The 14,465-nt window shown below is 71.2% G+C and carries 10 protein-coding genes; 5 read left to right on the forward strand and 5 right to left on the reverse strand.

Translation table 11 applies throughout. The features are described 5' to 3' along the window. Nucleotides 1–93: 93 nt before the first annotated feature. Nucleotides 94–303, reverse strand: coding sequence for a hypothetical protein (locus tag MPPM_RS25140; protein ID WP_244573413.1), 210 nt, complete (start codon nucleotides 301–303; stop codon nucleotides 94–96). Nucleotides 304–756: 453 nt separating this feature from the next. Here MPPM_RS25140 and MPPM_RS25145 point away from each other — a divergent pair, with 453 nt between their 5' ends. The 5 genes from MPPM_RS25145 to MPPM_RS25165 are packed head-to-tail and all read left to right on the forward strand — an operon-like array spanning nucleotide 757 to nucleotide 6,067. Beyond that, nucleotides 757–2,094: a nucleotide sugar dehydrogenase gene (locus tag MPPM_RS25145; protein WP_096487407.1), complete on the forward strand. Its 1,338-nt coding sequence runs from the start codon at nucleotides 757–759 to the stop codon at nucleotides 2,092–2,094. Then, nucleotides 2,091–3,062, forward strand: a complete 972-nt coding sequence (locus MPPM_RS25150) for an NAD-dependent epimerase/dehydratase family protein (protein WP_096487408.1) — start codon at nucleotides 2,091–2,093, stop codon at nucleotides 3,060–3,062. Before MPPM_RS25145 ends, MPPM_RS25150 begins: the two co-directional genes overlap by 4 nt. A gap of 11 nt (nucleotides 3,063–3,073) precedes the next feature. After that, nucleotides 3,074–4,012 (forward strand): GDP-L-fucose synthase, encoded by a 939-nt coding sequence (gene fcl / locus MPPM_RS25155; RefSeq protein WP_096487409.1) that lies wholly within the window; start codon nucleotides 3,074–3,076, stop codon nucleotides 4,010–4,012. Further along, entirely contained in the window at nucleotides 4,005–4,883 is an 879-nt protein-coding gene (locus MPPM_RS25160) for a WecB/TagA/CpsF family glycosyltransferase (protein WP_096487410.1), read from the forward strand. The genes fcl and MPPM_RS25160 overlap by 8 nt, the downstream gene beginning before the upstream one ends. A gap of 11 nt (nucleotides 4,884–4,894) precedes the next feature. Next, nucleotides 4,895–6,067 (forward strand): glycosyltransferase, encoded by a 1,173-nt coding sequence (locus MPPM_RS25165; protein WP_096487411.1) that lies wholly within the window; start codon nucleotides 4,895–4,897, stop codon nucleotides 6,065–6,067. Nucleotides 6,068–6,169: 102 nt separating this feature from the next. Here MPPM_RS25165 and MPPM_RS28620 read toward each other — a convergent pair whose 3' ends face one another. From MPPM_RS28620 to MPPM_RS25185, 4 genes are all read right to left on the reverse strand, one after another. Then, nucleotides 6,170–6,337: a hypothetical protein gene (locus MPPM_RS28620; RefSeq protein ID WP_173807953.1), complete on the reverse strand. Its 168-nt coding sequence runs from the start codon at nucleotides 6,335–6,337 to the stop codon at nucleotides 6,170–6,172. Nucleotides 6,338–6,533: 196 nt separating this feature from the next. Next, nucleotides 6,534–9,140, reverse strand: a complete 2,607-nt coding sequence (locus MPPM_RS25175) for a condensation domain-containing protein (protein ID WP_096487413.1) — start codon at nucleotides 9,138–9,140, stop codon at nucleotides 6,534–6,536. A gap of 11 nt (nucleotides 9,141–9,151) precedes the next feature. Continuing rightward, entirely contained in the window at nucleotides 9,152–12,634 is a 3,483-nt protein-coding gene (locus MPPM_RS25180) for a non-ribosomal peptide synthetase (protein ID WP_096487414.1), read from the reverse strand. Nucleotides 12,635–13,085: 451 nt separating this feature from the next. Further along, nucleotides 13,086–14,378 (reverse strand): hypothetical protein, encoded by a 1,293-nt coding sequence (locus MPPM_RS25185; RefSeq protein ID WP_096487415.1) that lies wholly within the window; start codon nucleotides 14,376–14,378, stop codon nucleotides 13,086–13,088. Nucleotides 14,379–14,465 lie beyond the last annotated feature (87 nt).

Below are 14,465 nucleotides of genomic sequence, written 5' to 3' on the forward strand. Positions count from 1 at the left end.
CCCCGCGATCGCTCAGGCGACGGATCCGGCGCCTCTTGCTCTACTATCCCGGCTCGACGCCGGGCGTGCGGCACCCGGCCCTCGGCTTCGGCCTCAGAGCGGGAAGGCCGACAATGCCTGTTCGAGCGCCCGTCGCGCCATCTGCCGCGCGGCGGCTTCGGTCTGCGCCTGCGATTCGATGGCCGGTACCCGAACGGTCGCGGCGACCTCGACGACGTCGCGCCCGGCATCCGGCCGGCCGAAATGGACCCGCACCACTACCTGCCGCTGGCCGTCGATCACGTCCTGCGTTTCCTGGGTCATCCGAACCGGCATCCGCCTCTCCCTCGAAGGCCCGGCGGCGCCCGATGCGCCGCCGTCTCCGGCAGGACGAACGAAGCTCGGTGCGAAGCGTTGCTTCGGCCGGCAGGGAAAGGGCTGAGGCTATGGGCCGCGCAATGAGGGCGGGATTGATGTCGGCGCGCGACCGCTTCCCCCGGCCTGTCCGGGAACGGCAAATGCTCGGTTCGCCGGATGCCGATCGTTGACCATTCGAAGTCCCGAAATCTTCACGCGGCGCGATCAAAGTGTCCGCAAACGGGCCGTCGATCCCGGTTTGATACGACTTTCCCAAGGCACGCACATTGCTGAACCGGCGTGACTCCGTCCTCAGGCGTTTCGACCGCCCGAGGATGAAGGATGACGCCGCGCCTGCACCGCGCCGGAATTCAGGTCAGGTCAGAGATTTCGAAGATTGATCGCAGACGGGACCCCATCATGGACGCGAGAAAAGCTCCGAACGTCGTCATCATCGGTCTCGGTTACGTCGGCCTGACCCTCTCCGTCGCCCTCGCGCGCCGTGGCGTCCAGGTCTACGGCATCGAGAAGCGGCCGGACGTCGTCGAGAAGACCAATGCCGGCGTCCCGCACTTCGCCGAGGTGGGGCTCCGGGCGGCGCTCGCCGACGTGGTGAAGAAGGGCCGCTTCGTCGCCAGCACCACGACGCGGGACGTGCCGCGGGCCGAGTACTACATCATCACCGTCGGCACGCCGCTCTATCCCGGCTCGCACGAGCCGCGCCTCGACATGATCGAGGAGGCGACCCGCGAGGTGGCAGAGCACTTCACCGACGGCGCGACGGTGATCCTGCGCTCGACCGTGCGGATCGGCACGACGACCGGCGTGGTGAAGCCGATCCTCGACCGCACCGGCACGGACTATCATCTCGCCATGTGCCCCGAGCGGACGCTCGAGGGCGACGCCATGCGCGAGCTCATCAACCTGCCGCAGATCGTCGGCGGTGAGACGCCGGACGCCTCCGACGCGGCCGCCGCCCTGTTCAGCCGGCTGACCCACACCATCGTCCGGGTCGCGAGCCCGGAGACGGCGGAGATGATCAAGCTCGTCGACAACACCTCGCGCGACGTCCACTTCGCCTTCGCCAACGAGGTGGCGCGGGCCTGCGATGCGCTCGGCATCAACGCCAACGACGTCATCCGCTACGGCAAGCTCGGCTATACCCGCACCAACGTCGCCGCCCCCGGCCTCGTCGGTGGCCCCTGCCTGGAGAAGGATCCGCACATCCTGCTCTCCTCGGTCTCGGGCAAGGGCGTGAATCTCGAGATCACCGCGGCCTCGCGCCTCGTCAACGAGCGCCAGCCGGCGGAGACGGTGGCAAGCCTCGTCGAGCGGCTGCGGGCGCGCCGCTCCGGGCCGTTCAAGGCGGTGGTTGCCGGCCTCGCCTTCAAGGGCCGCCCGGAAACCGACGACCTGCGCGGGTCGATGTCGCTCCACGTCATCCGCGAGATGATGGCGACCGAGCAATTCGCCGAAATCCGCGTCTATGACGGCGTGGTGCCGATGGAGCATGTCCGGGCGATCTCGTCGGGGCTGACGCCCTACGACAGCCTCGCCGCCGCCTGCGCGGGCGCCGACGTTCTGGTGATCGCCAACAATCACCCGGAATATTCGAAGATCGATCTGGAAACGATCATCGCTACCATGTCGGATGACGCCTTCGTCTACGATTACTGGAACAACCTCAGCGAGATGCCGGCTGAGATCCTGGAAAATCGCTACGTCACCGTGGGCAACCTCGTGGGTAAGTTTCAATGAGCAGACTGGCTATCACCGGCGCGGGCGGATTCATCGGCGCCCATCTTACCCGCGCGCTCCTGACGCAAGGGCACGAGGTCGTCGCCATCGACAACTACATCCGCGGCCAGGCCTCGCGCCTCGCCGACGCCAAGGGTGCGATCGAGCGGGCGACCCTCGACGTGCGCGACAAGGATGCGCTGGTCGCGGCGCTGAAGGGCGTCGAGTGCGTGTTCCATCTGGCCGCCGTCAACGGCACCGAGAACTTCTATAAGCAGCCGCAGCTCGTGCTCGATGTCGGCGTTCGCGGCGCGCTGGCCGTCACCGAGGCCTGCATCGAGGCCGGCGTGCCCGATCTCGTCGTCGCCTCCTCGGCCGAGGTCTACCAGACCCCGCGCGTGGTGCCGACGAACGAGGACATCGAGATGGTGATCCCCGACTCGCTCAACCCGCGCTACTCGTACGGCGGCTCGAAGCTGATCTCGGAGCTGATCGCCTTCAATTATGGCCGTGACAAGCTGCGCAAGATCCAGGTCTTCCGGCCGCACAACGTCTACGGACCCGACATGGGCTGGAAGCACGTGGTGCCGCAACTGATCGAGAAGATCGTCGCCGCCGGTGACGGCGGCTCGATCACGCTCCAGGGCGACGGCAGCGAGACCCGCGCCTTCTGCTACGTCAGCGACGTCGTGGACGGCATCGTCCGGATGTGGCGCTCGGGCGAGAGCATGAACGTCTACCATATCGGCTCGATGGAGGAGGTCGCGATCCGCGATCTCGCCCGCATCACCGCGGAGGCGCTCGGCGTCCGGGTCGATCTCGTCGCCGGTCCGGCCGCCGCCGGGGCGACGCCGCGCCGCTGCCCCGACATCGGCAAGATGCGGGCGATCGGCTACGCGCCCGCGATCTCCCTGGTCCAGGGCATCGAGCGCACGGTCGCGTGGTATTGCGAGAACCCGGCGCCGACCGATTCCAACCCGCTTCTGTGAGGAACGGCGCCATGTACAGTCTGGCCGGCAAGACCGTTTTCGTGGCGGGCCATCGCGGCCTCGTCGGCAGCGCCCTGGTGCGGCGGCTCGCGGGGGAGGATTGCGAGATCCTCACCGCCACCCGCGCGGAACTCGACCTGTGCGATCAGGCGGCCGTGCGCGCCTGGATGCGCGACCGGCGTCCGGACGCGGTGTTCCTGGCAGCCGCCAAGGTCGGTGGAATCCTCGCCAACGCGACCTATCCGGCCGACTTCCTCTACGAAAACCTCATGATCGAGGCCAACGTCATCGAGGCGGCGTTCCGCGCCGATGTCGGCAAGCTTTTGTTCCTCGGATCGAGCTGCATCTACCCGAAATTCGCCGAGCAGCCGATCGTCGAGTCGAGCCTGCTCACCGGCTCTCTGGAGCCGACCAACGAGTGGTACGCGGTCGCCAAGATCGCCGGGATCAAGCTCGCCCAGGCCTATCGCCAGCAGCACGGCCGCGATTTCATCTCGGCCATGCCGACCAACCTCTACGGGCCGGGCGACAATTTCGATCTCAACTCCAGCCACGTCCTGCCGGCGCTGATCCGCAAGGCGCACGAGGCCAAGCGCAACGGGGCCAAGGAGATGGTGATCTGGGGCACCGGATCGCCGCGACGCGAGTTCCTGCACGTCGACGACTGCGCCGATGCCTGCCTCCACCTGATGAAGACCTATTCGGAGGCCGAGCACGTCAATGTCGGCTCGGGCGAGGACATTCCGATCTACGACCTGACCCGCCTCGTCTGCGAGGTCGTCGGGTTCGAGGGCGAGATCGTGCGCGATCCGGGCAAGCCCGACGGCACCCCGCGCAAGCTGATGTCGGCGGACCGGCTGCGCGGCCTCGGCTGGGCGCCGAAGGTGCCGCTGCGCGACGGCATCGCCGCGACCTACGCGTGGTTCCGGGAGAATGTGGCCGATGCCTGAGATCGAGGGAAGCCTGCCCATGAGCGAGGCCGCTTCCGTTCCGGCGTCGGAGCCCTACGCGCTTCGGATTAACCGGGCCGATCCCCACTTCGTCCCCGCGGACGGGCCGGGGGCGCACCGCCTGCCCGCGACCCGCATCCTCGGCGTGCCGGTGAGCGTCATCGACATGCCGTTCGCGGTCCGCACCCTCATCGGCTGGGCGCGGGCGCGGCGCACCAGCATGGTCTGCGTGCGCGACGTCCACGGCATCATGTGCGCCCAGGACCAGCCCGACCTGAGGGTCGCGCACGAGCGGGCCAGCATGATCACCCCGGACGGCGCGCCGCTCACCATCATCAGCCGGTTCTTCCGCGCCCACGGCACCGGCCGCGTGCCGGGCCCCTCGCTGATGGAGGAGATGTTCGCGGCCACCCAGAACACCGGCATCCGCCACTACCTCTACGGCGGCAAGGAGGGCGTGGCCGAGCAGGTCGCGGAAAACTTCGCCCGCAAATATCCCGGCACGCAGGTCTGCGGGCTCGCCTGCCCGCCCTTCGGCGCCGTCGCACCCGATCTCGACGCGCGGCTCACCGACGCGATCAAGGCGGCCGAGCCTCACATCGTCTGGGTCGGCATGTCGACGCCGAAGCAGGACATCTGGATGAACGACCACCTCGACCGGCTTCCGGGCACGGTGCTGATCGGGGTCGGCGCCGCCTTCGACTTCCATTCCGGAGCGGTGAAGCGCGCGCCGAAACTCATGCAGGTGCTGGCGCTCGAATGGCTGCACCGGCTCTTCAGCGAGCCTCGGCGCCTGTGGCGGCGCTACCTCGTGATGGCGCCGGTCTTTCTCTGGAAGATGGCCCGTCAGCCCGCGCCGCGCCGGTCCTGAGGAGCGGAGCGTTGCGCGTCCTCATCGTCCACAACCACTACCAGATCCGGGGCGGCGAGGACGCGGTGGTCGAGCACGAGGCTGCGGCGCTGGCCGCGGCCGGCTGCACGGTCGAGACGCTGGCTTTCCACAACGACGACATCCGCACCCCGCTCGACCGCCTGCGCACGGCCTTCGAGGCGCCGCACGCGCCCCGCGGGATCGCCCGCGTCGTCGCGGCGGTGGAGCGCTTCCGGCCGGACGTGGTCCACGCCCACAACACCTTCCCCCTGGTCTCGCCCGCCATGCACGGGGCGGTGCGGGCGCTCGGGCCGGTGACGGTGCAGACGCTGCACAATTTCCGCCTCGCCTGCGCCGGCGCGATGCTGATGCGCGACGGTGCCCCCTGCGAGACCTGCCTCACCGGCTCCTCCTACGCCGCCGTGCGCCACGGCTGCTACCGCGGCTCGCGGCTCGGGACGCTGGCGGTGGCGCGGATGATCGACCGCCACCGGAAGGCTGGCACCTGGACGCGGGACGTCGATGCCTTCGTCGCGCTCACCGAATTCGCCCGCGGCCGCTTCGTCGCGGCGGGTCTGCCGGCGCACCGCATCTTCGTGAAGCCGAACGGCCTGCCCGATCCGGGGCCGCCCGACGACGGCCCGCGCGCGGGCATCCTGTTCGCCGGCCGCCTCAGCCCGGAGAAGGGCGTCGAGATCCTGAAGCAGGCCGCCGCACGGCTCGCCGCCCCTGTCGACGTCGCGGGCGAGGGACCGCTGCGGGAGAGCCTGGAGGGGGCGCCGGGGCTTACCCTTCTGGGCGCCCTGCCCCGCGCCGAGATGCGGGCCCGGATCGGCCGGGCCACAGCGCTCGTCGTGCCCTCCCTCTGGTACGAGGGGCTGCCGATGGTCGTGGCGGAGGCTTATGCCGCGGGCACGCCGGTCATCGCCTCGCGGATCGGCGCGCTGGCCAGCCTCGTCGAGGACGGCGTGACGGGCCTGCTGGTGACGCCGGGCGATTCCGCTGCCCTCGCCGGCGCGATCGAGCGGCTGCGTGCCCAGCCGGACGAGGCCCGGCGGATGGGCGCGGCCGCCCGCTCCGCCTATCTGCGCGACTGGACCGAGGAGGCGACGACCGCCGCGCTGCTGACGATCTACCGGACGGCGCTCGCCGCGCGTCCGCGGGACCAGCGCGAGAGCGCGTGACGGCCGGCTCCCGGCGCGGATCGGCGAGCGCACGGAGAAGCAGTAGGTCCCATTCGAACGAGATTTTCGATCGATACGGCGTGTGAGGCTGATCCCGAACCCCTAATCCAAGGACAGGTAGCGCAATCTCTGCTTTTCGACCTCGGACAGAGCCCGCTCCCGCTCCGGCTCGTCGTCGTAGGGCGCGTTTCTGATCTCACGCAGGAGAAACAGCATCGCCAGAAGACCGATACCGGTCGCTCCCCAGATCACCAGCGAGACGCTCGTCATCGGCCCCTGCAATCATTCGATTTTCATTAATCAAAGTTACTCACGGCCAAGGATTGGATGCAAGCGACTCTTGGCCCGATTCCGACGCGGCGGCCGATGGCGGCGCTCTCGGCCCGCCGCGCTTGAGCGAAGCCCGGATCCGTCACCTTGCAGGATCGAACGGACCGGGTCGGCGATCGTCCGGCTGCGGGTGCTGTCATCGCAAAGCCATCAGGCTGATCTTGGCGGCTATCACCCGGCATCCGGTCGCGGAGAAGGCGCCTTCGTGGCCGAAGCCCGGAACGCTGACGGTCTCGCCGTTCCCGGCGAAGGCGCGCCAGCCCAGCATCGGATCGAGGGCGGGGCCGACCGGGATACTCTCGCTGCGCACGACCAGGACCGGCCCGGAATAGGAACGCGGCTCGTAGGCCAGCGCAAGCGCGTCGAGATCGTCCGTCATCTGCCGGAACGTCTCCTCGGGATTCGGTGATGCGGCCCCCGCGCGATACAGGAGGCGCCGCAGCCGCCGCCAAGCCCGGCTCGAGCGAAGCCGGAGATGCATCCGCGAGACGAGGTAGGCGGCTCCGTCGCGGCGCAGATGGCGCAGGAGCGCGGCGAGGCGCCCGCGCCGGTAGGCGAAGGCGGCCCGGACGCGCTCGCGCGTCGCCAGACGCCGGAAATAGCCGGGCTCCCAGCAATCGATGAGGACGACGAGCGCGACCTCGCGGCCCCCTTCCGCGAATTGGCGGGCGATTTCGAAGGCGAGGATGCCGGAGCGGTTGAAGCCGACGAGGCGGATCGGCCCTCGCGGCTGCGCGGCATTGATGGCGGCGCGGTAGGCGCCCGCGAGCCGCTCGAGCGTCGCATCGTGTAGCGGAAGCCGGTTCTCGAGCCGCAGCGTCGCGAAGGGCTGATCGGCACCCAGGGCCTCGGCCAGCGGCCGGTAGAGTTCGTGGTCGGCCGCGGCGTGATGGATCGCGGTGAAGCCGGGCCGTTCTTCCGCCCTCGGTGCCTGTTGGAGCCAGCGAAGCCGCACGCCCGCTGGGACCTCGCCCTCAAGCAGGGCGCAGAGCCGCGCCACCGTGCCCGCTTCGAAGAAGGACCAGAGCGAAACCGATCGGCCCGTTGCCGCCTCGATTCGGGCGACGAGGCGGGCCGCCAACAGCGAGTCTCCGCCCGAGGCGAAGAAGTCGTCCTCGTCGGAGAGATCCGGGCGGCCCAGCATCGCGCGCCAGATCGCCCGCACCGCCGCTGAGAGATCGCCGGAGCCGCCGCTGGGCTCCGCGCCCGTTTCAGGCCGGCCGGCCGCGCGGTCGACCCCATCGAAGGTCCGATCCGGCCCGGTGGCCTCGGGCAAGGCATCCTCGGGTTTGCCATCCTCGGGTTTGGCATCCTCGGGCTTAGCATCCTCGGGCTTGGCACCGGCCGGACCGCCCGAGGCCTTGCCGACGAACGGCGCCGGATCCGGCAGGCGCGCGCCGACCGCCGCGCAGGCGGAGCGCTCGAAATCCGCGAGCAGACCGGCCACGGTCGCCGCCTCGTAGAGGCCTGCATCATACTCGCAGACCAGACGCCAGCCCGCCGCGGTCGGCGCCAGTTCGAGATCGAGATCGAAGAAGCTGCCGCTCGCGGCATAGTCGAGGTCGACCAGGCGGATCGGCGACCCCTCAGCCGATGCGGCGGCCGGTCGTGCGCTCTCAGGCATCGGGCGCAGCCGGACGTTGACCGAGACCAGCGGCGGCCGCAGACCGTCGCGACAGGGCGCCAGCGCCTGTACCACCCGGTCGAACGGGGCGAGCGCGCGGTCGCACGCATCGAGGACCGTTCGCCGCGTCGCCGCGAGCCGTTGGGCAAAGCTCCGTTCAGCTCCGAGGTCGATCCGCAGGACCAGCGTGTTCACGAAGGTGCCGACGACCCCTTCGAGTTCGACCTCGTCGCGCCCGAGCACCTGCGTGCCGATGGCGATGTCGCTGCGTCCCGTCCGCGCGCTGAGGAGCCCGAATAGGATCGTGCAGGCGAGGATGAAGGGCGTGGCGCCGTGCTCACGCGCGCAGTCCTCCATGCGGGCGCTGAGTTCGGCGGGAAGCTGGCGGGTCTCGGCGGCGAAGCGCCGCTCCCGGTCGGGACGGCGCGCATGATCCGACGGCAGCTCGAACGGTGCGAGATCGCGCAGCGACTGCGCCCAGAATGCGAGGTCCCGCTCCGCTGCGGCGGCGATTGCGGATGAGATCTCCCACTCGGCGAAGTCGGCGTATTGCAGGACCGGCGGCGGAGCGGGTGCCTGCCCCCGGCCCAGGGCGCCGTAGATCGCCACGAATTCCCGTGCCAGCACCACCATCGACCAGCCGTCGCAGACGCTGTGATGGGCGGTGACGAGCAGCAGGGAGTCCCCGCGCCCGAGCCGCAGCAGCGTCACGCGAAGCAGCGGCGCGCGCGCCAGATCGAACGGCTTCCGGGCGTCCGAATCGGCGATTTCCCGGGCCTCCTCCAGACGATCTCCGGGCAGGCCCGAGAGATCGATCTCGGAGAACGGCAGCGCCACCGATCCGGCAATCCGCTGCACCGGTCGTCCGCCCTCCGCGACGATCGCGGTGCGAAGGGCCTCGTGCCGGTCGACGAGGAGGCGGAAGCTGCGGGTGAGGATGTCGGCGTCGAGCCGTCCGGCGATGCGCCAGCGGGCCGCGACGTGCAGGCTCGGATCCCCCGAGCGCAGCCGGTCGAGCAGCCAGAACCGCGTCTGGCTGTGGGAACAGCGAGCGGTGAAGGCATCGCCCCCGTGAGCCTCGCCCGGCCCCGCCGGTGTTTCCTGCGTGAAATGCCGCATGCCGCCGGCCCTCACCCCTGCCCGACCGCGGCACGCTCGGTCTCCGCCGGACGCGGGCGCCGGATCGGCGCGATCGGCACCCGCGGCGCGGTCGCCGCGTCCCCGCCCTCCTCCGCGCGGCCGTGCAGCAGCGCGGCGACCCGGGCGATGGTGCGCTCCTGGAACAGGTCCCCCGCGCTCAGCGGCAGGTTCTCCCGTCGTGCCCGCGCGACGATGCGGAACACGGTGAGCGAGTCCGCGCCGAGGGCGATGAGATCGTCGTCGCGCGCGACCGCCGACAGGCCCAGCACCTCCCGCCAGATCGCGGCCAGCCTCGCCTCCGGGCCGTCATCCGGGGGGCTGCCTGGAGCCGGCTTGAGCGGAACCGGGATCGGAGCGGCCGACTCGGCGGCGGAGAGGACGCGGGGTCGGGTTTCCGGGGCAGGCAGCGCCTTGCGGTCGATCTTGCCGCTCGCCGTCAGCGGCAGTTCCGGGAGCCGGACCCATTGCGAGGGAATCATGTAATCCGGGAGTTCGCGCGCGAGGGCGGCGCGCAGGTTTCGCAGCGTGGGGGCCGCCTCGTCCGCCGGAAGGACGAAGTAGCAGACCAGGCGATCCTCGCCGGCCGCGTCGGGGCGCAGCACCACGACGGCGTGCAGCCCGGTCTGGCGCAGCAGCACCGCCTCGATCTCGCCCGGCTCGATCCGGTACCCCCGCAGCTTGATCTGATGGTCGGCCCGTCCCAGGATCTCGATGCGGCCGTCCGGCCGGTATCGGGCGCGGTCGCCGGTCCGGTAGAGCCGCGCCCCGGCGCATTCCGGCAGGGCGCTCGCGATGAAACTCCGCTGCGTCAGGTCCGGCCGCCCGAGATAGCTGCGGGCGAGCCCGACGCCGCCGATCAGCAACTCGCCCGTGACGCCGACCGGTACCGGCTCGCCCTGCGCGTCGAGGATGAACAGACTGGTATTGTCGATCGGCCGGCCGACCGTAACCGTCTCCTCACCCGGGTCGATCCGCGCGGCCGAGGACCAGATCGTCGTCTCGGTCGGCCCGTAGAGGTTCCACAACTCGCCACCGCCCTCGGTCAGGCGCCGGGCGAGATCGAGCGGCAGCGCCTCACCGCCGCACAGCATCTTGAAGCTGCGCCGAGAGCGGAAACCCGCCTCCAGCAGGAGCCGCCACGTCATCGGCGTCGCCTGGAGCACGGTGGCCCCGCTCCGTTCGAGCCGGGCGAGGAGGGCGTGGCCGTCGCGCGCCTCCTCGGTGGAAGCTAGCACGATCTGAGCGCCACGGATCAGCGGCAGCAGCAATTCGAGCCCGGCAATGTCGAAGGTCGCCGTCGTCACCGCGAGCAGGCGGTCCTCCGGTCCGAGCCCAGGCGCCCGCGCCATCGAGAACAGCAGGTTAGAGAGGCCGCGATGGGGCACCTCGACGCCCTTCGGCGCGCCGGTCGTGCTCGAGGTGTAGATCAGATAGGCGGTCCGATCCGCCGGAACGCGCGGGAAGCGGCGCGGGGTCGACCCGTCGAGCTGGTCGACCTCGATGATGCCCGGGCCCCCCTCGGAGGAGAGCGCCCGGTCGGCGGCGAGGGTGAGCATCGCTCCGATCCCGGCATCGGCGACGATCCCCGTGCGGCGGGCTGGCGGCATGGCCGGGTCGAGTGGGACGTAGGGGATGCCGGCCCGCAAGGCGCCGAGCATTGCCGCGACGAGGCCAGGCGAACGGCGCATCAGGAGGCCGACGCGAGCACCCTCGGGCAGGCCGGATCCGAGCAGGGCGGCGGCGATGCGGTCGGCCCAGCCATCGAGGGCACCGTAGGAGACGGTCTCCTCGCCGAAGCGGATCGCGATCCGGTCCGGGGCGCGCCGCGCGTGGAGCTGAAAGGCGCGCATCGCCCCGACCTTGAGCGGATGGGCGGTTTCAGTGGCGTTCCAGTCCACCAGCATGGTCCGCCGCTGCGCCGCATCGAGGAGCGGGACACGCCCGACCGGCTGAGCGGGATCGCGGGCGAGGTGCCCGAGCAGGGTGACGTAGTGCCCGATCCAGCGCTCGATCGTGGCGGGCTCGAACAGGGCGCGGTTGTAGATGGCGTCGAGCGTCAGTCCGTCCGTCGTCTCGCGCAGGCTCACGGTGAGTTCGAAGGTCGAGAAGCGCTTCGGGCCCGGTGCGAGGACGCCGCGCAGATCGTCTCCGAAATCGATCGCGTCGGGAAAGCGCTGAAGGTTGAACTGCGCCTGCACCAGGGGCGGCCGCGCGGGGTCGTGCGGCCGGTCGAGCTGGCGCAGCAGCCGACCGAGCGTGCAGTCGGCATGGTCCCCAGCCTCGGCCAGGGCCGAGCCGGTGCGGGCGAGATGGGCGGCGAAGGGCTCCGCCGGGTCGAGCCGGGCCCGCAGCGGCAGCAGGTCGGCATGGTGGCCGACGAGTCCGAGCCGGTCGAGGCGCGGCTGCCCCGCCGCCGGCACGCCGACGACGAGGTCGTCCTGGCCGCAGAGCCGCGCGAGCAGCACGTGGAAGGCCGCGAGCAGCGTGGCGGTCAGCGTCTGCCCCTGCCGCGCCGCGAGTGCCCGCACGGCGGCAACCAGCGGCGGCGGCAGGGCTGCGCTGCGCGTATCGCCGGCAAAGCCGCGCAGCTTCGGCCGCGGATGATCGGTCGGCAGGTCGAGCGGCTCGGCCGGTTGGGCATGGCGTTCGGCCCAATAGGCCAGCGCTCGGTCCACCTCTGCCCCCGAAGCGACGCCGGCATCCGCCTGCGGGGCCGGCGCCAGCCGCTCCGGGCCGGAGCGGTAGGCCTGGGCGATCTCGTCGACCAGAGCCGCGAAGGACCAGCCGTCGCAGGCGATGTGGTGCGCCGAGAGAACAAGGACGTGCTGCCTCTCGCCGAGGCGGAGGAGGTCGGCCCGCGCCACAGGGCCGGCGACGGGATCGAACGACAGGCCGGCGAGCTCGTGGAGCTTGGCGCAGAGCGCGGCCTCCGGATCCGCCTCGCCCGCGAGATCGGCCCGGCGCACCGGCGCGGTCCCCGCGGGATCGACCCGCACCGTCTCGCCGCTCGGGGAGAAGCGACCGCACAGGGCCTCGTGGCGGCCGAGCACCGAGCGCAGGGCGGCCAGAAGGCGCTCCATGTCGAGGGGGCCGTCGAGCCGGAGGGTGACGATCTCGGTCATCGCGGCGTTGGCGTCCGCTCCGAACTGCGCGGCCAGCCAGATCTCGGCCTCGCGATCGGTGAGGAGCCGCGGCGCTCCGCAATCCGCCGGCACGGGGGTCGGCGGCGTCTCAGGCGATTCCGGCGGCCCGGACGGGCTCACCCGCGCGACCGCGCGGGCTCGGGTGAGCGTGCGAAGCTGCTCCTCCACGACCCGGCATACGGCATCGAGCTGGTGCCGGAAGTCCTCCTGCAACTCCTGTGGCGTCAGCGTTGCGGGCCGTGCGAAGGGCCGGCTCGGCCCATCTCCATCGGGCGCGGCGGTCGGAGCCGCAACCGCGTGAACAACAGCCTCGCCGTCGATGCAGGACATCCCGATCCCCGTCTGGCCGAGCGGCCCATCGGCGGCGAAGAGGACGGCGGATGCACGATCCGCCGGGCATCCCTGACCGGACGCCCACCGCGCCGCCGGCTTCCAGCCGGGCGCTCGCGACGATCGGGCGTCCGACGAGGCATACCTGCCTTCGCGTGATGAGCAGACGCATCATCGCGTCTCCAGGAGTGCGAAGGCCGTTGTCTCGGCCGGTTTCCGTCGAGCCCCCGGAAGACGTTGCCGTGACCATATCAGCGGGACGAGAGCGATCATCCGCCTCGTTGGGAGTAGTGCTTCTCCACTATTCACCCTCGACGGCGCCGATACGGTCCGGTGCGCGGTCCATCCTCGAAGCGCCTGCCGACGCTGTGGTCACCGTTTCATCCAGAAAATGCGCGTCAAGACGAAGGTCTGCAGACGCCGGCCCGATGCGGTCGGGCTGGACACGGTTCTAGAGCGCGGAGTTCGATCGCGACTGCGACGAGGCGGTGCCGGAGAGGCGCGCCTGCAACCGTTCGATTGCCGCACCGACCAGGGCCTTCGAGGCGTGCAGCGTGCCGAGTTCGACCGAGGACATCGCCAGCATCACCGGAACGAGGTTGTCGGTCGGGTGGCCGTCGTCGCGGAAGAGTCGGAGATCGTCATCGGGCTTGAGGCCGACGCTGCCGGCGATCCGCGCCGCGTAGTTGCGGATCCGCGTCTCGTCGCTGGCGCAGACCGGGGCCGGCAGGCTCAGATCGAGCAGGCTGCCCTTCGGCAGCGAGGCCGCGATCGAGGGCAATGCCGCCGCTTCCGCCGCCAGCCGGTCGGGCGCCAAGAGGGCGGCGGGATCCGCCGCGCCGGAGGAGACGGGCGAACGGATCGCGGACGCCGGCGGCACCGGTGACTTCGAGGCCGCCATATGCGCCACCTTCGGCGTCGTCGCGGCGTTTGCGGTGGTCGTCCCGGTCAGGCCCGTCGCGATGTCGGCGGCCGGCTTCGGCAGGGGAATGGCGGCTCTCGCCACGGCCCGGGGGGCGCGACCGAGATGTCCGGCGAGCCGCGCGCGGGCCGACCAGGGCTGCACCCGCAAGCCGCCCGTGGCGACGGGGGCCGCCCGCGCGACTCCGCCCCGTCCGTGCCGGGCGAGGAACCGGGCGCGCAGCGTGCCGCCGATGCCCTGCGGCGCGATCGTCTTCGAGACCGCGGCCCCCGGCACTCGCCGGGCCGGCAGCTTGACCGCGCGTCCAGCCGATCCGGCGGCAGCTCCTGCGGCCGCGGTCAAGACCGGCCGCGGCGCACTGCATTCCGAGGGGGCCCAGCGGCGCACGATCGCGAGCGCCGAGCGCCGCCCGAAATCGCGCTGGTAGCGGCGAAGGAGCTGGACCGCCGCATCCGCCCCGTCGGCGGCGGTGGCGAAGCCGGTATGGCCCTCCGCGTCGCCGCCGAGTTCGCCGGTCCAGCCCGCCTGCTTGATGCACCAGTAATTGTTGAGCCGCACGCAGCGGGCGACGAAGCCGGGCTCGCTCGCCGCGTACCGGACGACGAAGGCGAGCGTGCCCGGCGCGAGGTTCTCGCCCGCCTGTTCCCGCCAGTTGGAGACGGCCCGCGCGACTTGGCTGAAGCTCGGGGCCGGCGCGGGCTGCGCGTCCGCGGGGCGTGGAAGAGCCGGCAGGCGGGCCCGCGCGGAATCGATCGCGGACCCGAGCCCGGGCTCGATCCGCGGGACCAGCATCGTCACGGCGAGGAGCGTTTCGAGAAGCACGCCGGTCGTCCCTCACGCGGTGTCAGCTCGGCTGTTCTCGTCAGGGAACGGTGCGAGCCGGCGAAGGGTTCGATGGCCCGCGCCGAA

The sequence above is a fragment of the Methylorubrum populi genome, from assembly GCF_002355515.1.
In the GTDB taxonomy this organism is placed as follows: Bacteria; Pseudomonadota; Alphaproteobacteria; order Rhizobiales; family Beijerinckiaceae; genus Methylobacterium; species Methylobacterium populi_A.

Bases quoted from the DNA above. Each gene is read 5' to 3' on its own strand.
- MPPM_RS25160 (WP_096487410.1), top strand. From the start codon at position 4,005: ATGCCTGAGATCGAGGGAAGCCTGCCCATGAGCGAGGCCGCTTCCGTT.
- fcl (WP_096487409.1), top strand. From the start codon at position 3,074: ATGTACAGTCTGGCCGGCAAGACCGTTTTCGTGGCGGGCCATCGCGGC.
- MPPM_RS25145 (WP_096487407.1), top strand. From the start codon at position 757: ATGGACGCGAGAAAAGCTCCGAACGTCGTCATCATCGGTCTCGGTTAC.
- MPPM_RS25140 (WP_244573413.1), bottom strand. From the start codon at position 303: ATGACCCAGGAAACGCAGGACGTGATCGACGGCCAGCGGCAGGTAGTG.
- MPPM_RS25180 (WP_096487414.1), bottom strand. From the start codon at position 12,634: ATGTCCTGCATCGACGGCGAGGCTGTTGTTCACGCGGTTGCGGCTCCG.
- MPPM_RS25150 (WP_096487408.1), top strand. From the start codon at position 2,091: ATGAGCAGACTGGCTATCACCGGCGCGGGCGGATTCATCGGCGCCCAT.
- MPPM_RS25175 (WP_096487413.1), bottom strand. From the start codon at position 9,140: ATGCGGCATTTCACGCAGGAAACACCGGCGGGGCCGGGCGAGGCTCAC.
- MPPM_RS28620 (WP_173807953.1), bottom strand. From the start codon at position 6,337: ATGACGAGCGTCTCGCTGGTGATCTGGGGAGCGACCGGTATCGGTCTT.